This is a genomic window from uncultured Oxalicibacterium sp., from assembly GCF_913776015.1.
Taxonomy (GTDB): Bacteria; Pseudomonadota; Gammaproteobacteria; order Burkholderiales; family Burkholderiaceae_D; genus Oxalicibacterium.
The window spans coordinates 1-19,831 of record NZ_CAJYMD010000012.1 but is presented as its reverse complement, the minus strand read 5'-3'; the positions used below and the strand labels follow the sequence as shown (position 1 = coordinate 19,831).

22 protein-coding genes, 1 other RNA gene and 1 pseudogene are annotated in these 19,831 nt (G+C 58.1%); 20 read left to right on the top strand and 4 right to left on the bottom strand.

Translation table 11 applies throughout. The annotated features are described in order from the left end of the window. The 3 genes from QZ725_RS02380 to QZ725_RS02370 all read left to right on the top strand — a co-directional run. Positions 1–350, top strand: a 350-nt coding sequence (locus QZ725_RS02380) for an ABC transporter permease subunit (protein WP_293776014.1), incomplete at its 5' end; no start/stop codon positions are given. Next, on the top strand, positions 343–1,140 hold the full coding sequence (locus QZ725_RS02375; RefSeq protein ID WP_293776013.1) for an ABC transporter ATP-binding protein: 798 nt from the start codon (positions 343–345) through the stop codon (positions 1,138–1,140). The genes QZ725_RS02380 and QZ725_RS02375, both read left to right, overlap by 8 nt. Further along, entirely contained in the window at positions 1,137–1,973 is an 837-nt protein-coding gene (locus QZ725_RS02370; protein WP_293776012.1) for an alpha/beta hydrolase, read from the top strand. The genes QZ725_RS02375 and QZ725_RS02370 overlap by 4 nt, the downstream gene beginning before the upstream one ends. Here QZ725_RS02370 and QZ725_RS02365 read toward each other — a convergent pair. Then, complete coding sequence (locus tag QZ725_RS02365; protein ID WP_293776010.1) at positions 1,951–2,676, bottom strand: TetR/AcrR family transcriptional regulator; 726 nt, start codon at positions 2,674–2,676, stop codon at positions 1,951–1,953. The two genes, QZ725_RS02370 and QZ725_RS02365, sit on opposite strands and share 23 nt — an antisense overlap. A gap of 159 nt (positions 2,677–2,835) precedes the next feature. Between QZ725_RS02365 and QZ725_RS02360 the strand changes: the two genes are divergently transcribed. The 6 genes from QZ725_RS02360 (at position 2,836) to QZ725_RS02335 (ending at position 7,652) form a co-directional block, all read left to right on the top strand. Next, entirely contained in the window at positions 2,836–3,462 is a 627-nt protein-coding gene (locus tag QZ725_RS02360) for a paraquat-inducible protein A (protein WP_293776009.1), read from the top strand. Then, positions 3,459–4,082: a paraquat-inducible protein A gene (locus QZ725_RS02355; RefSeq protein ID WP_293776007.1), complete on the top strand. Its 624-nt coding sequence runs from the start codon at positions 3,459–3,461 to the stop codon at positions 4,080–4,082. Before QZ725_RS02360 ends, QZ725_RS02355 begins: the two co-directional genes overlap by 4 nt. Beyond that, on the top strand, positions 4,079–5,767 hold the full coding sequence (locus QZ725_RS02350) for an MlaD family protein (protein ID WP_293776006.1): 1,689 nt from the start codon (positions 4,079–4,081) through the stop codon (positions 5,765–5,767). Before QZ725_RS02355 ends, QZ725_RS02350 begins: the two co-directional genes overlap by 4 nt. Continuing rightward, positions 5,764–6,381 (top strand): membrane integrity-associated transporter subunit PqiC, encoded by a 618-nt coding sequence (locus tag QZ725_RS02345; RefSeq protein WP_293776004.1) that lies wholly within the window; start codon positions 5,764–5,766, stop codon positions 6,379–6,381. Before QZ725_RS02350 ends, QZ725_RS02345 begins: the two co-directional genes overlap by 4 nt. A 186-nt stretch (positions 6,382–6,567) precedes the next feature. Then, positions 6,568–6,924, top strand: coding sequence for a CidA/LrgA family protein (locus tag QZ725_RS02340; protein WP_293776002.1), 357 nt, complete (start codon positions 6,568–6,570; stop codon positions 6,922–6,924). After that, positions 6,921–7,652 carry an LrgB family protein gene (locus QZ725_RS02335; protein ID WP_293776001.1) on the top strand — a complete coding sequence of 244 codons (732 nt, stop codon included), beginning with the start codon at positions 6,921–6,923 and terminating at the stop codon, positions 7,650–7,652. The genes QZ725_RS02340 and QZ725_RS02335 overlap by 4 nt, the downstream gene beginning before the upstream one ends. A 116-nt stretch (positions 7,653–7,768) precedes the next feature. Here QZ725_RS02335 and QZ725_RS02330 read toward each other — a convergent pair whose 3' ends face one another. The 3 genes from QZ725_RS02330 to QZ725_RS02320 are packed head-to-tail and all read right to left on the bottom strand — an operon-like array spanning position 7,769 to position 10,297. Next, positions 7,769–8,239: a TM2 domain-containing protein gene (locus QZ725_RS02330; protein WP_293775999.1), complete on the bottom strand. Its 471-nt coding sequence runs from the start codon at positions 8,237–8,239 to the stop codon at positions 7,769–7,771. A gap of 7 nt (positions 8,240–8,246) precedes the next feature. Then, positions 8,247–9,548, bottom strand: coding sequence for a cytochrome c (locus tag QZ725_RS02325; RefSeq protein WP_293775997.1), 1,302 nt, complete (start codon positions 9,546–9,548; stop codon positions 8,247–8,249). Further along, positions 9,545–10,297: a c-type cytochrome gene (locus QZ725_RS02320; RefSeq protein ID WP_293775995.1), complete on the bottom strand. Its 753-nt coding sequence runs from the start codon at positions 10,295–10,297 to the stop codon at positions 9,545–9,547. The genes QZ725_RS02325 and QZ725_RS02320 overlap by 4 nt, the downstream gene beginning before the upstream one ends. Positions 10,298–10,474: 177 nt before the next feature. Between QZ725_RS02320 and rnpB the strand changes: the two genes are divergently transcribed. From rnpB to QZ725_RS02265, 11 genes and pseudogenes are all read left to right on the top strand, one after another. Continuing rightward, an RNA gene (rnpB, locus tag QZ725_RS02315) (RNase P RNA component class A) lies at positions 10,475–10,796 on the top strand. A 143-nt stretch (positions 10,797–10,939) separates the two neighbouring features. Continuing rightward, the gene (locus QZ725_RS02310; RefSeq protein ID WP_293775993.1) at positions 10,940–11,080 is read left to right on the top strand and encodes a DUF3096 domain-containing protein; all 141 of its coding nucleotides are present in this window, start codon (positions 10,940–10,942) and stop codon (positions 11,078–11,080) included. A 65-nt stretch (positions 11,081–11,145) separates the two neighbouring features. Next, positions 11,146–11,667 (top strand): DUF4124 domain-containing protein, encoded by a 522-nt coding sequence (locus QZ725_RS02305; protein ID WP_293775991.1) that lies wholly within the window; start codon positions 11,146–11,148, stop codon positions 11,665–11,667. A 412-nt stretch (positions 11,668–12,079) separates the two neighbouring features. Beyond that, a complete protein-coding gene (gene mraZ / locus QZ725_RS02300; RefSeq protein WP_293775990.1) occupies positions 12,080–12,508 on the top strand; it encodes a division/cell wall cluster transcriptional repressor MraZ in 429 nt (142 codons plus the stop codon). Between the two features lie 5 nt (positions 12,509–12,513). Then, on the top strand, positions 12,514–13,482 hold the full coding sequence (gene rsmH / locus QZ725_RS02295; RefSeq protein ID WP_293775989.1) for a 16S rRNA (cytosine(1402)-N(4))-methyltransferase RsmH: 969 nt from the start codon (positions 12,514–12,516) through the stop codon (positions 13,480–13,482). Then, complete coding sequence (gene ftsL / locus QZ725_RS02290; protein WP_293775988.1) at positions 13,479–13,751, top strand: cell division protein FtsL; 273 nt, start codon at positions 13,479–13,481, stop codon at positions 13,749–13,751. The genes rsmH and ftsL overlap by 4 nt, the downstream gene beginning before the upstream one ends. Then, entirely contained in the window at positions 13,748–15,508 is a 1,761-nt protein-coding gene (locus QZ725_RS02285; protein WP_293775987.1) for a penicillin-binding protein 2, read from the top strand. Before ftsL ends, QZ725_RS02285 begins: the two co-directional genes overlap by 4 nt. Then, entirely contained in the window at positions 15,508–17,034 is a 1,527-nt protein-coding gene (locus tag QZ725_RS02280) for a UDP-N-acetylmuramoyl-L-alanyl-D-glutamate--2,6-diaminopimelate ligase (protein ID WP_293775986.1), read from the top strand. The genes QZ725_RS02285 and QZ725_RS02280 overlap by 1 nt, the downstream gene beginning before the upstream one ends. Continuing rightward, positions 17,031–18,398 carry a UDP-N-acetylmuramoyl-tripeptide--D-alanyl-D-alanine ligase gene (gene murF, locus QZ725_RS02275; protein WP_293775984.1) on the top strand — a complete coding sequence of 456 codons (1,368 nt, stop codon included), beginning with the start codon at positions 17,031–17,033 and terminating at the stop codon, positions 18,396–18,398. Before QZ725_RS02280 ends, murF begins: the two co-directional genes overlap by 4 nt. 1 nt (position 18,399) lies before the next feature. Continuing rightward, positions 18,400–19,569, top strand: coding sequence for a phospho-N-acetylmuramoyl-pentapeptide-transferase (gene mraY, locus QZ725_RS02270; RefSeq protein ID WP_293775982.1), 1,170 nt, complete (start codon positions 18,400–18,402; stop codon positions 19,567–19,569). A 16-nt stretch (positions 19,570–19,585) separates the two neighbouring features. Further along, positions 19,586–19,831: pseudogene (locus QZ725_RS02265) on the top strand (UDP-N-acetylmuramoyl-L-alanine--D-glutamate ligase); the annotation flags it as partial.

Sequence of the window (19,831 nt, the reverse complement as noted above, 5' to 3'; positions counted from 1 at the left end):
CGATCTTTGTCGTGAAGTCGGTCGATGGCCGTCTGTTCGAGGCGGCGCAGATGCTGGGCTGTTCGGGATCGTCGCTGTTCCGACAGGTCGTATTGCCGGCATCGATTCCTTCGATCCTGAATGGCTTGCGTCTGGGACACGGCTTTGCGTGGATTCTGATTGTCGTTGGCGAGATGACTGGCGTACCCGAAGGTTTGGGTGCCGTGATCATGGATGGCCGCATGTTGTCGCGTACCGATCTCGTGATCGCCGGCATGATCGTGATCGGCATTACGGGTTACATCACCGATCGCCTGCTGGTGCTGTTGAATAACCGCTTGTTGAAATGGAGCCCGCAACATCATGTCTGAAACCTATTCGGAACGCCGTCCGTTACCGGCGATCGACATCAAGGGCGTCGACAAGGTTTTCTCGATCGGCGGCAACAAGGTGCAAGCGCTGCGCGACGTCAACCTTACCATTAACAAGGGTGAGTTCGTCTGTCTGATCGGTGCCTCGGGCTGCGGCAAATCGACTTTGCTGCGCATCATGGCCGGCTTTGAAACGGCATCGTCGGGAACGGCCAGTATGTATGGTATGCCGATCGACGGGCCCAGCCCCGAGCGCGGCATGGTGTTTCAGGACTACGGCTTGTTCCCGTGGTTGACGGTCAAGGAAAACATCGGCTTCGGCCCCAAGCAGCGCAACCTACCGAAGGCCAAGCTCGATGAGTTGTCTGCCTACTACACCGATATGGTCGGCCTGACGAAATTTGCCGATTATTATCCGGGCCAGTTGTCCGGCGGCATGAAGCAACGTGTGGCGATCGCGCGCGTACTGGCAAACGATTGCGAAGTGCTGCTGATGGATGAACCGTTTGGCGCACTCGATGCCTTGACGCGCGAAAAACTGCAGCAGGATTTGCTGGAAATCTGGGAACGTACCAAGGTCACGGTCGTATTTGTCACCCATGCGGTCGAAGAGGCGGTGATGCTATCCGATCGCGTGGTTGTGATGACCGCCGGGCCGGGCCGCATCGAGAAGGATATTCGTCTCGACCTGCCGCGTCCGCGCGATATCACGGCAGTCGCTTTCAATGAAATCCGCCGCGACATGACGCAGTACCTGACCAGTCATGTCTCGACAAAGGTCATGGCATGAGCAGAGAGGCGATTTATCGCGGCATGGATCGGCCGACGCTGGATGCTGCTTACAATAACAGTCTGGCAGTTGCCGATAGTCCGGTATTGTTGCGTGACTTCGATACACGCAGCGCGGCTCTGCGCGATAAATATCCGCAACATCTCGATCTGCGATACGGCGCGGCGCCACGCAATCGCATCGATTACTTTGCAGCACTACAGCCCGGCCCTTTGCTGATCTTCATCCACGGCGGCTACTGGCAGATGCGGTCCAAGGAGACTTTCAGTTTTCTCGCCGAAGGGCCGTTGGCACAGGGCTTTCATGTGGCCTTGCTCGGTTACACGCTGGCACCCGAGCAAAGCTTGCGTGGCATTGTCGATGAGGTGAAGGCGGGCATCGGCTGGTTGCGTGAACATGCCGCAGCGTTGGGTGGCGATGTACAGCGCATGGTGGTTTCTGGTTGGTCCGCGGGCGGGCATCTGACGGCGATGTGCCTGGATGAAGCGGGCGTGATAGGCGGTATCGCTATCAGCGGTATTTACGAGCTGGAGCCGATTCGGCTCTGCTATCTGAACGACAAGTTGCAATTGAGCGATGCAGAAGAGCAGACCCTGAGTCCAGCGCGTTTGCCGTTGAGCGCCAAGCCGCTTGTCATTGCTTATGGCACGGGGGAACTGGCCGAGCTGCAACGGCAATCGACTTCGTTCGCCGCTTTGCGAGAGGGTTTGCCTGGCAGTCTGCTGGCGCTTGCAGAGCGCAATCACTTCACCATTCTCGAACAGCTTGCTGACGCGAATGGTGTCATCACGCAGGCGCTATGCCAGATGGTTAAATTGCCGTCGCGCGGTTGACCTTTTTTTGGTCGCTCGATGCGGTCGGGCGCTTTTGTTGTTCGGCATGCTCAACTGCAAAGCGATTTTCCAGGTCAGTCAGGTAGGCTGCCAGCGCACGTGGAATTTCCCGTATATAGAGATTTACATGCTTGGCGGAGAATTGCAGGCCGGCATGCATCGTACCTGCTGCGATCAGATGCAGCATCATGGCATATGACTCTCTTTCCGACGCGTCGCATTGCGGCAGGCGCGCCCTGAGCAGATGCTGTAGTGGACGGATGAACTCTTTTTCCTTGAACAACAGGGCGCGCTGGTGCATCACCGGTAGGTAGTCGTCATGTTGGCCAAGATAATCGACATAGGGCACGACGAGGCGATCAATCGCCTCGTCGGGTGTCAATCCCGACCAAACCGTATCGGCAGTGCTGCATATTTGCTCGTTGATCTTCCGTATGGCTGTGGCATGGCGCTCGAATAAAGCATCCACAACCTCTTCGCGATCACGGAAGAAATGGTAGAGCGATCCGATGGAAGTCTGTGCCCGCGCGGCGAGTGTATGCATCGTCATGCCGGCGATGCCTTTTTCCGCGACCAGCGCGGCAGCGGCATCCAGAATGGCATCCCTACGTTCCTGACCGCGTGCCTGTGCCGGCTTGCGAGGAGTGTTACGGCTGGCTTTCGGTTGTGTCGTTTTCTGATTGAACAAACAGTTGCCGGACATGGTCATTGCTCCATAATCGATCGTTGCTTTGCCTGAATAAGACAGGCATCAAGAGAAAATAGACGAATTCGTCTATTTCTGTGACACTAACCGAAATCCGCATATTGATAAAGTCTGTTTCGACGGCTTGTTCTTGGACTATCCATCTTTTTTGCTGCTGTGAAAACCTTCCCTCATCTTGTCATCTGCGAGCATTGCGACAGTGTGTATGAGCGCGCCGCGCTTGGTGCAGGGGAGGTGGCGCGTTGCGGGTGCTGTGATGCCGTGCTCTATCGCGCGAGTCGACTGGATGTCGATCGCTGGCTGGCATTGACGATTGCGGCAGCAATCGCCTTTGTGATTGCCAATGTCTGCCCCGTCGTGCGGATCAGTTTTCAGGGATTGCATAACGAGGTGACGATCTGGGAATCGGCAGCGGCGCTCGTGTATGGTCCGGTCGCGCCGATTGCGGTGCCCACGGCCTTGTCGATCATCGTGGTGCCGTTCCTGCAGATTGCGCTGTTGTTATGGGTGCTTGCCTATGCGCGTCTGTACCGACGTGCGCCGGGCTTCGAGTGGGCAATGCGTTTGCTGACGAAGCTGCGGCCGTGGAGCATGGTCGAGGTTTGTCTGCTTGGCATCTTGGTAGCGGTGATCAAGCTGTCGGGGTTTTTGCAGGTGGCACCCGGCCCCGGTATCTGGGCCACGGCCGCGCTGATGATCCTGATCACGCTGATCGCAAACCGTGATGTGCACTGGTTGTGGGAACTGACCGCGCCGCACCAACAGGCCGGGACGGCATCATGAGCGAGATTGCACGCGCCGCGGAGTTGGGTGTGGTTGCCTGTCATACCTGCGGCATGGCTTGCGAAGACGTGCTGGCGCAACAGCCACATGCACGGTGTCCGCAATGTGGTGCGGCCTTGCATCGACGGTTTCCAAATAGTATTGCGCGGGCATGGGCATTGCTGATTGCGGGCATGATTTTCTATATTCCTGCCAATCTGCTGCCCGTCATGTACACGAGCCTGTTTGGGCAGGGCAGTGAAAGTACCATCATGGAAGGCGTGGTGGAATTCTTTCGGTCCGGTTCCTACGGTATTGCGCTGGTGATTTTCATTGCCAGCGTTGCAGTGCCGTGTACCAAGTTTGTCGTGCTGATTACCTTGCTGGTAACGGCGCAGCGCCGCAGCAATTGGGCACGACGGGAGCGTGCGCGTTTGTATCGACTGGTGGAACTGATCGGTTACTGGTCGATGCTGGACGTGCTGGTGGTGGCAATCGTTGCTGCGCTGGTCAAGTTTCGCGGACTCAGCGATATCGAGCCGCGTATCGGTATTTTCTTTTTTGGCGTGGTGGTTATTCTCACCATGCTGTCGGCGATGAGTTTCGATCCGCGCCTGATCTGGGATGGTGAACAAGAATGACGGAAAATTCAGACAAGACAAATGGAACGCCCACACCCGCCGCGCCGGTGATTGCCCGACAGCGCGGGCGTTTTTCGCTGATTTGGCTGGTGCCGCTGGTGGCAGCGCTGATTGGTATATCGATGCTGGTCCATGCGTGGATGTCGGCAGGACCGGAAATCACGATTCTGTTTCGTACCGCGACCGGACTCGAAGCCGGCAAGACACCGGTCAAGTACAAGGACGTGACGGTCGGTGCGGTATCGGCGATCAACCTCAGCGACGATGGCGCAAATGTCGTCGTCAAGGTGTCGCTGGTCAAGAGTGCGGAAAGCTTGATCCGCAAGGACACGCGTTTCTGGGTGGTGCGGCCGCGTATCGGCATGGGGGGCGTCTCGGGTATCGATACCTTGTTGTCCGGTGCTTACATCGGGGTGGACCGTGGCGAGTCGGATGAGTCCGCCAAGATATTCACCGGACTGGAAACACCGCCCAGCATCATCAAGGGCATGCCGGGCACGACGTTCATCTTGCGCACCGAGGATCTCGGTTCACTCGACATTGGCTCGCCCGTCTACTACCGACGTATCCAGGTTGGACGGGTAGCCTCGTACGCGCTCGAGCCCGATGGCAGGAACGTCCGCTTGCAGATATTCGTCGATGCACCCTATGACAAGCTGGTCACGGCCAATACGCGTTTCTGGAACGCCAGCGGTGTCGACGTCTCGCTGGGTGCGGATGGACTCAAATTAAAAACGCAGTCCCTCGCCACCATCGTTGCGGGCGGGGTCGCGTTTGCTTCGCCGATGCGCGGTGGCAAAGAAGCGGCAGCGGCGGATACCGTGTACGTTTTGTCCAAGGATCAGGAAGCGGCATTGGCACCGCCGGATGGTCAGCCGCAATACCTGCAGTTGCGTTTCGAGCAGTCCCTGCGCGGCTTGTCGATCGGTGCGCCGGTGCAGTTCTCTGGCGTCGATCTGGGACGTGTGGTGTCCATGAATCTCGATTACGATCCGGTCAAGCGGCGCTTCCCTACCGTCGTCGGCGTGGTGGTTTATCCCGAACGCCTGGGGCGCGTCCTGGAGAAATTGCCCAAGATGGATGGCGATAACGAACGTCAGGCTGCCCAGTTCCTGCGCGTGATGGTCGATCACGGCTTGCGGGCGCAGGCACGGGCCGGCAATCTGCTGACTGGTCAGCTCTACATCTCGCTCGATTTCGTGCCCAAGGCGCCGAAAGTGGCGTTCGATGTCAATGCGCGTCCGCTGACACTGCCTACCGTCAATGGCGGCTTCGACAAGATGCAGGAGCAACTGGCCAGCATCGTCTCGAAGATCGAAAAAATGCCGTTGGATTCGATCGGAGCCAATCTCGATCGTACCTTGGTGGGACTGGACCGTACACTGGACCAAGTGAATCGCGATGTGCTGCCTGAAACAACGCGCACCATGCAGCAGGCGCAACAGGCGCTGGGCAGCATGCAGGGCGCACTGGGCGAAGATGCGCCATTGCAGCAGAACCTTGGTCTGACGCTGCAGGAAGTGCAACGTGCCGCACGTTCGTTGCGCACCCTGACCGATCTGCTGGGACGGCATCCCGAATCGTTGTTGCGCGGTCGTCCGGCCGATGCCTCGCCTGCATCGTCCGCCTTACCAGCGTCCCCATATCCGGCATCATCCGTGCCGCAGGAGGAAATCAAGAAATGACTTTGCCGATTCGTCTCGTCTCAGTGCTCGGTTGTGCGCTGTTGCTCAGCGCTTGCAGTTCTGCTCCGGTTCGTTATCACACCTTGTTGGCACCTTCGTCGGCGCCGCTGTCGGCGACGGCTGCGCGGGTGCCTTTCGTTGTCGAGGTGCTGCCGGTTGGCATTCCCGCCCAGCTCGATCAGCCACAACTGGTTGTGCGTCAGGATGCCAGCAGCCTGACATTGCTGGAAGGCGAGCGCTGGGCTGCACCGCTGGCGGATGAGTTTCGCCAGGCCTTGTCTGCCGAACTCAGTATGCGTTTGGGTACACAGGATGTGGCCGGCTTGTCAGCACCACCGGGACGAAAAGTCCTGCGCCTGAAAGTGCAGGTACGTCGTCTGGATGCCTGGCCGTCTCAGGCAGTGGAGCTGGAAGCTGATTGGCGACTGCGCTTTGCCGATGAACGCGAAAACGCGCTGCTGGTTTGCGGTGGTCGTTTCCGTCAACAAGCGGCAGGCGATTACGCGCAACTCGTCAAGGCGCAGCAGGCAGCGGTGGCCGCATTGGCCGAGCGTATTTCAGCCGATGCACGTCGTTTCGCTATCATGCGCGATGCGGCCTGCCTGTCGCCATGATGATCATCAGGGAGATATGCCATTCCACGCGTACACCGGGTTGCCTACTCTGTGCGTGCTGGTTTCGCACGGATCGCTGAAATAATTTCATCCACCGCATGCGTGGCCGGGAGCGCAGGGCGCTGCTAGCATAGCGACTGCCGGCATCGATTTCCGCCGGCTAGTCTTTCCTCTTACGGACCGGCCATGCTCGATACCCTGCTCACGCTGCTCATCTTTCAGACCATGGGCGAAGGTCTGGTGCACATCCTGTCGCTGCCGATTCCCGGTCCCGTGATCGGCATGCTGCTTTTACTGGCCTATCTCATCGTGCGCAAAGGCGTTGCCACCAAGCTGGCGCCGACGACCAATCAACTGCTCTCTCACATGGCCTTGCTGTTCGTGCCGGCGGGTGTCGGCATCAGCGTGCATTTGCATCGGATCGCCAGCGAATGGCTGGCGATTTCGATTGCTTTGACTGTCAGTACCGTGGTTTCCATCGTGGTGACAGCGCTGGTGATTCGCTTCCTGTCACGCAAAGCCGGTAAGGAAGAAACCCAATGATCCCGCATCTGGAACTCAATACGCTGTGGGTCTACATGGCAGGGTCGCCCCTGCTGTGGCTGACAGCGACCTTGCTGGCCTATCGGGTGGCACTTTTCATATACGACAAGAGCGGCCATAGTCCGCTCGCCAATCCGGTGGCGATTTCGGTCGCCCTGCTGGTGCTCGTCCTGCTGCTCAGCAATACGCCTTACAGCGTTTACTTCAACGGTGCGCAGTTCGTGCATTTTCTGCTTGGTCCGGTAACGGTGGCATTGGCGATTCCGCTGTATCACCAGTTGGAAAAGCTCAAGCGCAACTGGTTCGCCTTGCTGGCCGGTTCGCTGATTGGCGGTGCGGCCGGCATCAGTGTAGCGATGGGGCTGGCATGGCTGCTTGGTGCATCGCCCTTGACGATTCTGTCGATGGCGCCGAAGTCGGTGACGATTCCGATTGCGATGGGTGTGACCGAAAAGATCGGTGGATTACCGACCCTGACCGCCGTGATGGTGATGCTGACCGGATTGTTCGGTGCCGGCGTGGCGCACTACGTTTTCAAATTCCTCAAGATCGAGGATGACGCCACATGCGGCTTCGCGCTCGGTGCGACCGCACATGGCGTGGGAACGGCCCGCGCTTTCCAGATCAGTCACGAAATGGGGGCGTTTTCGGGCCTGGCGATGGGCTTGTGCGGCATTCTGACGGCGGTGTTGCTGCCGTTGGCATTGAAGTTGTTTGGCGTGATCTAGGCGGTACGAAAACACGGCCACGGTTATCGCAGCGCATTTCTCCTACGCTGCGGTGGGTACACGGTTTCCCAGGGATTTATGCAAAACCGTTTTCCTGGTTTTCTGCCACGCTTGCTTTAACCGAAAGCACCATTGGTCAGAAACAGATCGATCGCGCGCGTGAGGCTGAACAAGAAGCCCGTGATGCCGATGGCGAAGGTCAGCACCAGCAGCACGACGATTGGCCAACGCGACTGGCTTTTGTGCGCAGAACCGCGATTGAAGCGGGCATCCCAATGTTCATCGCTGGTCAGCCCGATCATGAGCGCTTCAATCCAGCCGATATAGATCGATACCGGAAACAGCGCCAGTACACTGACAGTCCATGAATGAGGACCGCGCGCAACAATCAGGGCGCAGATAAAGAGCAGCAGCGCTAACAGATAATTCCACGCCAGAAAATCGCGCTTGCCATGCAAGTAGAAGCGGTGCGCGCCTGTGCCACCCAAGAAAACAGCGAGCAGCATGGCAACGGTCTTGTTGCGATGTGCGTGTGTTCCTGGTGTTGTCGTGAGGCTGGGCGATTCGGTCGTCGATGTGGCATTCATGAGGTGTTCACAATCCTTCCTGAGAGCGGTATTGATTGACGTCGCGGGCACTGACGGCACTGGCCTGGTTGCCCCACGCATTACGAATGTAGGTGACGACGGCAGCAATTTCGTTGTCAGTCATCACATGCCCGAATGGCGGCATGCCGTAGGGGCGTGGATTGCCCGTCGTGCTTGCTCCGAACCCACCATGCAACACCAGCCGGATCGGGTTGGCCGCGATTGCCGCCGTCACGGCATAACTGCCTGCGAGCGCCGGATAAACGGATGCCACGCCTTGTCCTGCAGCCTGATGACAATTGACGCAGTGTTGCTCGTACAGTCGTGCACCGCTGGCGATGATCGCCTGTTTTTCCTCGCGCCGCAAATTGTCATCGATTGGCACAGGACCTTTATCGGAAGGCGGTAGCGCGCTCAGGTACGTTGCCATGGCTTGCACATCGTCATGGCTAACGTATTGCAGGCTGGTGGCAATGACCTCGGCCATCGGCCCAGTCGCGCTGCGCTCCGCAGTCAGGCCCGCCTTGAGGAAAGCGACGATCTCGGTGTCATGCCATTTGCCAAGACTGTTGGCGCTGCCATTCAGTGGCGGCGCATACCAGTTCAACGAAGAAATCATGCCGCCCGCCAGTTCCGCCTTGCCATCGATGCCGCCCCAGCGATCACGCGGTGAGTGGCAGGCGCTGCAATGTCCGAGCCCTTGCGTCAGATAAGCGCCGCGATTCCATGCAAAGGATTGCGTATCGTCGGCAACGAAGGTGCCGGCGCGGAAATACAATGCGCGCCACGCATACAGCAACAGACGATTGTCATAAGGCGCGCGCAGCTCGGGCGCACGATTTTCCTGTTTGACGGCAGGCAGGGTTTGCAGATAGGCGAAGATGGCGTCCGAATCAGCGCGCGAAACGCGCGTGTAGTTGGGGTAGGGGAAGGCCGGATAGAGCAGGCGGCCATCTCTGGATTTGCCATCGTGCATGGCTCGCCAGAAATCATCGCTGCTCCAGTGCCCGAGGCCGGTGTCTTTGTCTGGTGTCAGGTTCGAGGCATACACATTGCCGAACGGTGTCGGAACCGCGCGACCACCCGCATAGGACGCGCCGCCGCGCGCAGTATGGCAACTCATGCAATTGCCGATGCGAGCCAGGTACGCGCCCTGTGCAAGTTGTTGCCGTACATCGATGACGACAGTTGCGGGCTGGTCGAGATCAGGATTGCGGTTGGCAAGCACCAACCAACTGACGATCAGGATGCTGCACAAGAGCATAAACAAAAGCCCGCCAAGTAGCGTTTTTCGCAGCGCGCCTTTCATGGCGAGACTCCCTGTGGCACGCCACCGCATTCGCGTGGTAACAGCGGGAGCGCTGGGGCAGGAAGCGGTTGACTATCGGTCGGGACGGTTTGTGCCGCTAGCCAGGACGCTACCGCGCTGACATCTTCGGGTTGCATCTTGCTGACAATGTGCGCCATGCAATCCGGTGCGCTGGCGCGTCGTGTGCCAATCTTCCACGCACCGATCTGGCCGAGCAGATAATCGCGCGGCAGGCCAATCAGACCTGGAATTCCCGGTGTCACGCCGGTCATGCGCGTACCGTGGCAGGCGATGCAGGCAGGAATGCTGCGCTTGCTATCGCCTTCGTGCACGAGCTGTCGACCGCGCTCCAGTTCTGCCGGCGTGGCATTGCTTGGTTGCGGGGCAGGAAAGGGTGGATGCTGGCTGGCGAAATACGCAGCGATTTCGCGCAGATAGGCATCGGATAAGTTATCCAGCATGGCCGTCATGACCGGATAGTGGCGCTTGCCTTCACGAAAATTGATCAACTGGTTATACAGATAACCGGCTGGCTTGCCGGCGATACGCGGATAGTAGCCATCGCTGGCAGCCCGGCCTTCCTTGCCGTGACAGGCTGTGCAGGCCGCAACGCGCTGGGCGAGGGTATCGGGAATTGCCGTGGTGTCGGCTTGTGCGGTGGCATCGGCAAGGCACAGGAAAAGCGTGGCACCAAGCACGAGAATTGGAAGGAAGAGGCGAAGCGGCGAAAAAACACTGTGCAGGGGCATGGCAAATGGCTTCCTGTCGTGTTGCTGCATGGGCGAGATCGAACATCGCATCGAAACGACCTGACAGTCGTTCTGGCGCCATCATACCTGCGTTCGCCGGTACTGCTGCATTCGGGCAAGGCCATGAAGACGGTAAATCACAGCGGATGAGCGCACGAGTGGATTACAATGACGACCGAAGCAGGCCAAGACAACCGCTGGCCGTCATTTCGGTGGCGGCGGGAGGAAGGTCCGGACTCCATAGAGCAGGGTGACGGTTAATGGCCGTCCGCCGTGAGGCGAGGAATAGGGCCACAGAGACGAGCGTATTAAGTTACGGTGAAACGCGGTAACCTCCACCTGGAGCAATTTCAAATAGGCACGCGTTGATGTTGCTCGCGGAGCGTGCGGGTAGAAAGCTTGAGCCGTGCAGTAATGCACGGCCTAGAGGAATGGTTGTCATAGCAGCGGGCTTGCCCGTCTGCCGTAACAGAATCCGGCCTATCGGTTTGCTTCATCTTCTTTTCGATGGCGCGCTGGTCTCATGACTGCGCGCCGTTTTCCTTTGTGTGCGGTGTGAACTAGCGAACCGACGCGCCAGGGGCGCCTGTCGATCATGAAATCTCCCGGACGCAGGCTGCGTCTGTTTTCAAGGAGCTTCCCATGAACATCTCGCTTTCCATCGGCCCGCTGGTTTCGCTCATCGCCGGCATTTTGATTCTGCTCATGCCACGTCTGCTGAACTACATCGTGGCGCTTTATCTGATCATCATCGGTTTGCTTGGTCTCTTCGGTACCCGCTAAACGTTTTCTGTCCGGCTTGCTATAACGAAAAACGGTGACGACATTCGCACATCGAGACAGACAACATGACGTACGCAAGACAGATATCCGTTTTTATACTGTTTGCTCTGGCAAACGGCTTGGTCGTAGCTGCGGATATCTATCGTTGGGTGGATGAAAGCGGCCGTACGCACGTCTCGGACGTTGTGCCGCAGGCGTACAAGGGTAAGGCAGAGCGCATCGACACAGGACCTTCTCAGATTTCTCCGGAAGACCGGCAAGCGGCGCAACGAAGAGTCGAGCAGGAGCGCCGTCTACTAGAACAACGCGAGCGGGAAGCTGCCTCGATGAGCGAACGACCTTCCCCCGCAGCGGTACCGAAAGCCGGTGCCATGTCGCCACCGTTACAAAGCCTTGAAAATCCCGCTTGTGCCGAAAAATGGCGCGCCTATCGTGAAAGCCAGGAATGCTTCGCGCCCTTCATGCGCGGTGCGCGAACACGTCATGGACATAGACGGCCGGCGCATCTGAGTGAAGAGGCCTATCGTTACTGCACGCCTGTTGCCGATCCTTCCGCCGAGTGCCCGATTCCTGCCGAGCGTCGCTAGTATTTCCTGACTTCTTCTGACTGCTTGCTTCTTGCGCAGTATCTCCCTCTTCGTTTTGCCACGACATTTGTGCGGATAGTGCCGGTAAATGAGTGGAATTCCTACACAAGCCCTTATTTCACGCGCTTTTGCCATCAAACACATGTGTATAGATGAGGTTGCACTTTCAGAGTGCGTGATAAGTGCTTAATTTTGCAAGTTATTTCCACTTCAAGTTGCGTGAGCGTAATGCGCTAAGTCCTTGACTTCATTGAAAAAAATCTTGTTTTAGACCCTGAAATTCTCTTGACCGGTCCAATTCGTTCCTCTAAAGTGGGCAGCAGTGTGAAAAAGTGTTTTTTTGTGGGTTTTTTTGATCTGCGGCAAACACCAACCGATTTCACCAAACAGGTAACCAAACAAGGATTTCAGCGTGTTCCAAGGCGCTTCATCTCTCAATCTCGATGCGAAAGGCCGGATGACGATTCCGAGTCGGCATCGTGACGCGCTGCAATTGCAGTGCGAGGGACGCGTCACGCTGACCAAGCACCCTGATGGTTGCCTGCTCCTCTTCCCGCGTCCTGTGTGGGAAAGCCGCCGTGAAGAAATTGCCAAATGGCCGATTTCTGCACGTGCATGGCAACGGATTTTTCTTGGCAATGCCTCCGACGTCGAATTCGACAGCGCGGGCCGCATCCTGATTGCGCCCGAGTTGCGCACGGCGGCGGGCCTCACGCGCGATGTCATGCTGATGGGCATGGGCAGCCATTTCGAAATCTGGGATGCGGCAAAACTGGCAGAAAGCGAATCCGATGCGATCGCTGCCGGTGTGCCGGACGTACTCAACAATTTTTCCTTCTGACGCCCGTGACGAATGTAGAGGCGGTGCCGCAATACCAGCACCGGACAGTCCTGCTGAATGAAGCGATCGAGGCGCTTGCACTGACCGACGGTCGTCGGCAAGGCATCTACGTCGATGGCACGTTCGGGCGCGGCGGTCATAGTCGCCTGATTTTGCAGCAGCTTGGCGAGCGCGGTCGTTTGCTGGCGTTCGACAAGGATACGTATGCGATCGCCAATGCGCAGTCGATTGCGGACAAGCGTTTCGAGATCGTGCATGACAGTTTTGCGACTTTATCCGATGCCTTGGCTGCGCGCGGTATCGGGCAGTTGGACGGTGTGTTGCTGGATCTTGGCATTTCGTCGCCGCAGGTGGACGACGCGGCTCGGGGGTTCAGCTTTCGCGCCGATGGGCCGCTGGACATGCGTATGGATACCACGCGTGGCATGTCGGCAGCGGAATGGCTGGCAACGGAAACCGAAAAAAAAATCGAGAAAGTGATACGAGATTATGGGGAAGAACGGTTTGCTTTTCAGATTGCAAAGGCGATTGTTGCTCGCCGGTCAGTGCAACCAATTTCAAGCACACGACAGCTTGCCGAGATCGTGGCTGGTGCCGTCAAAACCCGCGAGAAAGGCAAAGACCCGGCCACTCGCACCTTTCAGGCTATCCGGATTTTCATCAATCAGGAGCTTGAAGAACTCGAAGTAGTGCTCGCAGAGGCATTTCGCCATCTGGCGCCGCAGGGGAGATTGGTCGTGATCAGCTTTCATTCGCTGGAAGATCGCATCGTCAAGCAGTTCATGGCGGGCAAGGCCAAGGTGGCCCAGCCCGACCGTCGACTGCCGATTCGTGCTACCGATCTGCCGCAGCCGGAGATGAAGCTGCTGGGTCGCATCATGCCGTCGGATGAAGAAGTCGCCGAGAACCCGCGCGCACGTTCGGCCGTGATGCGTGTGGCCGAACGTGTGTCGCTGCAGGGAGTGCCGGCATGAGCGGCCGTATCACCTTCGTATTGACTGCCGTGCTGGTGCTGTGCGCACTCTCGGTGGTCAATGCACATTATCAGTCGCGCAGCCTGTTCATTGCGCTGGAGCGCGAACAGGCGAAGGCGCGTCAGCTTGAAATCGACTGGACGCAATTGCAGCTCGATCAATCGACGCTGGGTGTGCATGGCCGTATCGAAGCCAATGCGCGTCGCGATCTGCGCATGGTCCCGGCGTCGCCGGCCAGTACGCAATATCTGAATCTGGGGGCGAAATGACGCGTGGCACGTCACGTACCGCTTCAGGCAAAGGCGTGCCTTATGTGTCCAGCCCGGTGCTGGCCGCCAAGCTACCTGCCTGGCGTTCGCGTGTCGTGCTGTTCGTCATCTTCGCAGCGTTCGCCACGTTGGCAGGACGTGCACTGTGGTTGCAGGGAATGTCAAAAGACTTCCTGCAGAAGCAAGGTGCATCGCGTTACGCGCGCACGCTGGAGTTGCCTGCCACACGCGGCAAGATCACCGATCGCAACAATCAGGTGCTGGCTTCGTCCGTGCCTGTGCGCGCGATCTGGGCCATTCCTGAAGACGTGATGGAAGCACCCAAGGACAAGCTGCGTCAACTGGCAAAACTGCTCGACATGAATGAGAAGGATTTGTACAGCCGTCTCGATTCCGACCGTACTTTTGTCTATCTGAAGCGGCAGGTCGAAATGGATGTCGTCGACAAGGTCGTGGCGCTGGGTATTTCGGGAATCAATACGCGCAAGGAATACAAGCGCTATTACCCGGAAGGCGAAGCGATGGCGCATATCGTTGGCTTCACCAATGTCGAGGACAAGGGCATCGAAGGCATGGAGTTGGCCTATCAAAAGACGCTCGCCGGCACGCCGGGCAGCCGTCGTGTGATTCGCGATCGTCTGGGGCGTGTCGTCGAGGACATCGAAGCCATTCGTGAACCGCATGACGGGCAAGACCTCACATTATCGATCGACAGCAAGCTGCAATACATCGCCTATTCGAACCTGAAGGCAGCCGTCGAAGCCAACAAGGCCAAGGCAGGCGGCATCGTCGTTCTTGATGCGAAGACCGGCGAGATTCTGGCACTCGCCAACATGCCGACTTATGACCCGAACAAGCGTTCCGGCTTGAGCGGTGCGCAATTGCGCAATCGAGTACTGACCGATACCTTTGAACCAGGCTCGACGCTCAAGCCGTTCTCGGTGGCGCTGGGGCTGGAGAAGCGCATCGTCACGCCGAACACGATGATCGATACTTCGCCGGGCCGCATGACGATCGGCACCGCGACGATTGGCGATGCCCACGCGGCAGGTGTGATCTCGGTATCGCAGGTGATCGAGAAATCCTCCAACGTGGGTACCGCGAAAATCGCCTTGCAGATGCAACCGCAGGAAATGTGGGACTTGTTCACATCGGTCGGCTTTGGTCAGCAGCCGAAGATCAGTTTCCCCGGTGCGGTTGCCGGTCGTGTGCGCCCCTACAAATCCTGGCGTCCGATCGAACAGGCGACCATGAGCTACGGCCACGGTATTTCGGTTTCGCTGCTGCAAATTGCACATGCCTACATGATTTTTGCACGCGACGGCGAAATCATTCCGCTGACCTTGCAGCGTTCGACCGATCAGCCGATTGCACAGCGTGTGATCTCTGAAAAGACGGCACGTGAAATGCGCAGCATGCTCGAAATGGCGGCTGGCCCGAACGGTACTGCGCCGCAGGCACAAGTGCCCGGTTATCGCGTTGGTGGTAAGACCGGCACGGCCTACAAGCTTGAAAACGGTCGTTACGTGAAGAAATACGTCTCATCTTTTGTCGGTTTCGCACCAGTTTCCGATCCGCGCATCATCGTTGCCGTCATGATCGACGAGCCGACCGCAGGCCGCCATTATGGTGGATCGGTCGCCGGTCCCGTGTTCTCTTCCGTGGTGGCGAGTTCTCTGCGTTCATTAAACGTCGCGCCTGATTCGCGCGTGACCAACATCATTATTCCGCGCGAACCTTTGCAGGAGAGCTTGTAATGGCGGCGCTCATGCATATTGCCGACATCGTCTCCTGGCTGCAGCAGCATGCGCCGCAGGCACAACTGACGGCGGACTCGCGCAAGGTGCAGGCCGGCGATGTCTTCGTTGCCTATCCGTGCGATGGTGCTGACGGCCGTGCCTATATTGGCGATGCTGTCGAGCGTGGTGCGATCGCCATTTTGCTTGAAGCTGATGGAAACAAGGCCGACGCATCCTTTGTCGATGTGCCGCACCTGGCGGTTGCCGACCTCAAATCGCTGGCGGGTGAAATCGCCGCCGCATGGTATGCGCATCCCGATCGCGCGATGCTGACGGTGGCGGTTACCGGCACCAACGGCAAGACCTCGTGTTCGCAATGGATAGGGAGCGCCTTGTCGCGCAGTATCGGTCCGGTTGCCGTCATTGGTACGTTGGGTGTGGGCATGTACCGCGATGGTGCTGCCGGCAATTTCACCGTGACGGGCTACACCACGCCAGATGCCGTGCAATTGCAACGTGCCTTGTCCGAACTGGCAAAACATGGTGCCGCCGCATTGGCGATCGAAGCGTCGTCGATTGGCTTGCATCAGCAGCGCATGAGCGGCTTGCATATCGATATCGCGTTGTTAACCAATTTCACGCGCGACCATCTCGATTACCACGGCGACATGCAGACGTATGAAGACGCCAAGACCATGCTGTTCGACTGGCCAGGTTTGCGCCACGCCATCATCAATTGCGACGATGCCATGGGTGAGCGCCTGATTGCACGACTGCGTGCGAATCGTCCCGAGGTTTCCGTGATTGCCTATGGCATGTCCGCTCGTGCGGTAGATGGCGTGGATACCTTGCTCGCCAGCGAAGTGCGTAGCAGCCAGAATGGCACGACTTTCCAATTGCAATGGCGCGATGAACGCAGCCAGGTCAAGACGCAGCTCGTTGGTGACTTCAATGTCAGCAACGTATTGGGTATTTTTGGTGTTTTGCTGGCGCGCGGCATTACATGGCGTGATGCCATCGCAGCCGTCGAAGCGCTGACGGCTGTGCCGGGGCGCATGCAGCAGGTTGGCGGTGTCGATGCCCCGCTGGTGGTGATCGATTATGCACACACGCCCGATGCCCTGGAAAAAGCACTGACGAGTCTGCACCAGGTTGCCGACGAGCGGGGTGGCAAGCTCTGGTGCGTTTTCGGTTGTGGTGGTGATCGTGATCCGGGCAAGCGTCCGCAGATGGGAAGTGTCGCGATGGCTGCCGATCATGTGATCGTGACGACCGACAATCCGCGTAATGAAAATCCCGAAGACATCATTGCGCAGGTCGTTGCAGGTATCGATACGTCCCATGCCGACATGCACATCATCGAAGATCGCGCTACGGCGATCCTGTGGGCATGCCGCAATGCCACGCGTCAGGATGTGATCCTGCTGGCGGGCAAGGGCCACGAAAACTATCAGGAAATCAAGGGCCGCAAACTGCCATTCCTGGACGCCGATCACGCAGCGCTGGCATTGTCGTCACGCGCCATGCAGGGAGCGCACGGATGAAGGCGACCCTGAAAACATTATTGCCATGGATTGCCGGTGCGACGCTGACGCGCGATGCCGAATTCGATGGTGTGACGACGGACAGTCGTGCCGTGGCCGAAGGCAATTTGTTCATTGCCTTACGCGGCGAACGCTTTGATGCACACGACTTTCTGCCGCAGGTGGCTGCGCACAAGGTTGCAGGTATCGTTGCCGAAAAATTGCCGGAAGAATGCGACGTGCCGTCACTGATCGTACCGAATACGCGCACCGCGCTTGGTCAGATCGGTACCGGCTGGCGTCGTCAGTTTGCCTTGCCGCTGATCGGCGTGACCGGCAGCAATGGTAAGACCACCGTCAAGGAAATGATTGCGGCCATCCTGCAGGCGGCATTCGGTGCCGATGCCTGCATGGCGACGCGCGGTAATTTTAATAACGATATCGGTGTGCCGCTGACGCTGATGCGCTTGCAGTCGGCACACCGCGCCGCCGTCATCGAATTGGGCATGAATCATCCGGGTGAAATCGCGCAACTGGCTGCGATGGCAAGCCCGACGGTAGGCCTCGTCAACAACGCGCAGCGCGAGCATCAGGAATTCATGGCCAGCGTCGAAGCCGTGGCCATCGAAAACGGTTCCGTGCTGAAGGCGCTGTCAAGCGATGGCGTCGCTGTATTCCCCGCGGATGACGAATTCACGCCGCTGTGGCGTGACTATGCAACACATTGCCGCAGCATGACGTTCGGTTTCAGCGACGATGCCGATGTGCGTTGCACGCATGTAGCGAATGTCTTCGGCAGCGATTTGCAGGTGACCGCAAATGGCCATTCGTTCCGTGTCGAACTGTCGGCCGCTGGTGTGCACAATGTGCGCAACGCCCTGGCGGCGATTGCCTGCACATTGGCAATCGGCATTTCGGTCGAAGCGATCGTGCGCGGCTTGCAGGCGTTCGCACCGGTCAATGGTCGCCTGCAACGCAAGACGGCGACCAACGGTGCCTTGGTGATCGACGATACCTACAACGCCAATCCGGATTCCGTGCGCGCTGCCATCGACGTGCTGTCCCAAGTGGCAGCGCCGCGCGTTCTCGTACTGGGCGATATGGGTGAAGTTGGTAACGATGGCCCGCGCTATCACGAAGAAGTCGGCGCCTATGCGCGCGAACGCGGCATCGATCGTTTGCTGGCACTTGGCGAATTGACGGTACATACAACCCAAGCCTTCGGTCAAGGTGCGGCGCATTACGACAGCGTCGATCAACTGAATCAGGCACTGGATACATTTTTCAACAACGAGGCAACAGCGCTGGTCAAGGGATCGCGTTTCATGAAGATGGAACGTGTTGTGCAGCATCTGCTCGGTCAACATCATCAGGAAGGCCACTAACATGCTGCTTTGGCTGGCACAGTATCTGCAGGAATACATCGGTCCGATGCGGATCTTCAACTTCATCACCTTCCGCGCCGTGTTTGCGACGCTGACGGCGCTGGCGATCGGCTTGTTCGCGGGCCCGGCGGTGATCCGTATGCTGATGCGTTTGAAGGTGGGGCAGGCAGTGCGTACCGATGGTCCGCAGACCCATCTGATCAAGAGCGGTACGCCAACGATGGGTGGCGCGCTGATCTTGCTGGCGATTGGTATTGCGACGTTGCTGTGGACGGACCTGACCAACCGTTTTGTCTGGGTCGTACTGATCGTGACCCTGGGTTTCGGTGCTGTGGGCTGGGTCGATGACTATCGCAAGGTGGTTTACAAAGACCCCAAGGGCATGTCGTCGAAGGAAAAATATTTCTGGCAATCGCTGATCGGGTTGTTTGCTGCCATCTATCTGGCCTTCTCGGTGTCGGCCCCGACCAATTCGCAATTCATCGAATTGTTTGTCGCCTGGGTGCAATCCGGCTTCAGCATGGATCTGCCGCCGAAGGCCGATCTGATCGTGCCGTTCTTCAAAACGATTAGCTACCCGCTCGGCGTCTGGGGCTTCATCGCGCTGACGTATTTCGTGATCGTCGGTACCAGCAATGCCGTCAACCTGACCGATGGCCTCGATGGTCTGGCGATCATGCCGACGGTTATGGTCGGTACTGCGCTGGGCCTGTTTGCCTATCTATCGGGCAGCGCCATCTATTCGCAATATCTGTTCATCCCGCACATCAAGGGCGCGGGCGAACTGATCATTTTCTGTGGTGCGATGGCGGGTGCCGGCCTGGCCTTCCTCTGGTTCAACGCACACCCGGCACAAGTGTTCATGGGTGACGTTGGTGCGCTGGCATTGGGCGGTGCGCTGGGAACGATTGCCGTGATTGTGCGTCAGGAGATCGTGCTGTTCATCATGGGCGGCATCTTCGTGGTTGAAACACTGTCGGTCATGCTGCAAGTGTCGTACTTCAAGTACACCAAGATGCGTACCGGTACCGGCAAGCGGATTTTGCTGATGGCACCGCTGCACCACCATTTTGAACAGAAGGGCTGGAAGGAAACCCAGGTTGTCGTGCGTTTCTGGATCATCACGATGATTCTCGTGCTGTTTGGTTTGTCGACGCTCAAGCTGCGTTGATATCGAAGAAAAGATGATGGATTACACAGGCAAGCATTTTCTGGTGATGGGTCTCGGCGAGTCGGGACTGGCGATGGCGCAGTGGCTGCACCGCTGCGGCGCTACGCTGCGCGTTGCCGATACACGCGAACAGCCGGAACGCCTTGCCACCTTGCAGTCGCTGATTCCTGAGGCCGTCTTCGTCGGCGGTGCAGTGGAGAGTCGTTTTGATGCGGCGTTGCTGGAGGGGATCGATGCGGTTGCCGTCAGTCCGGGCCTGATG

Bases quoted from the DNA above. Each gene is read 5' to 3' on its own strand.
- QZ725_RS02330 (WP_293775999.1), bottom strand. From the start codon at position 8,239: ATGAATGCCACATCGACGACCGAATCGCCCAGCCTCACGACAACACCA.
- QZ725_RS02280 (WP_293775986.1), top strand. From the start codon at position 15,508: ATGGCGGCGCTCATGCATATTGCCGACATCGTCTCCTGGCTGCAGCAG.
- QZ725_RS02305 (WP_293775991.1), top strand. From the start codon at position 11,146: ATGACGTACGCAAGACAGATATCCGTTTTTATACTGTTTGCTCTGGCA.
- QZ725_RS02335 (WP_293776001.1), top strand. From the start codon at position 6,921: ATGATCCCGCATCTGGAACTCAATACGCTGTGGGTCTACATGGCAGGG.
- QZ725_RS02355 (WP_293776007.1), top strand. From the start codon at position 3,459: ATGAGCGAGATTGCACGCGCCGCGGAGTTGGGTGTGGTTGCCTGTCAT.
- QZ725_RS02340 (WP_293776002.1), top strand. From the start codon at position 6,568: ATGCTCGATACCCTGCTCACGCTGCTCATCTTTCAGACCATGGGCGAA.
- QZ725_RS02350 (WP_293776006.1), top strand. From the start codon at position 4,079: ATGACGGAAAATTCAGACAAGACAAATGGAACGCCCACACCCGCCGCG.
- QZ725_RS02320 (WP_293775995.1), bottom strand. From the start codon at position 10,297: ATGCCCCTGCACAGTGTTTTTTCGCCGCTTCGCCTCTTCCTTCCAATT.
- QZ725_RS02375 (WP_293776013.1), top strand. From the start codon at position 343: ATGTCTGAAACCTATTCGGAACGCCGTCCGTTACCGGCGATCGACATC.
- QZ725_RS02365 (WP_293776010.1), bottom strand. From the start codon at position 2,676: ATGTCCGGCAACTGTTTGTTCAATCAGAAAACGACACAACCGAAAGCC.
- mraY (WP_293775982.1), top strand. From the start codon at position 18,400: ATGCTGCTTTGGCTGGCACAGTATCTGCAGGAATACATCGGTCCGATG.
- murF (WP_293775984.1), top strand. From the start codon at position 17,031: ATGAAGGCGACCCTGAAAACATTATTGCCATGGATTGCCGGTGCGACG.
- QZ725_RS02285 (WP_293775987.1), top strand. From the start codon at position 13,748: ATGACGCGTGGCACGTCACGTACCGCTTCAGGCAAAGGCGTGCCTTAT.
- QZ725_RS02345 (WP_293776004.1), top strand. From the start codon at position 5,764: ATGACTTTGCCGATTCGTCTCGTCTCAGTGCTCGGTTGTGCGCTGTTG.
- QZ725_RS02310 (WP_293775993.1), top strand. From the start codon at position 10,940: ATGAACATCTCGCTTTCCATCGGCCCGCTGGTTTCGCTCATCGCCGGC.
- QZ725_RS02325 (WP_293775997.1), bottom strand. From the start codon at position 9,548: ATGAAAGGCGCGCTGCGAAAAACGCTACTTGGCGGGCTTTTGTTTATG.
- ftsL (WP_293775988.1), top strand. From the start codon at position 13,479: ATGAGCGGCCGTATCACCTTCGTATTGACTGCCGTGCTGGTGCTGTGC.
- QZ725_RS02370 (WP_293776012.1), top strand. From the start codon at position 1,137: ATGAGCAGAGAGGCGATTTATCGCGGCATGGATCGGCCGACGCTGGAT.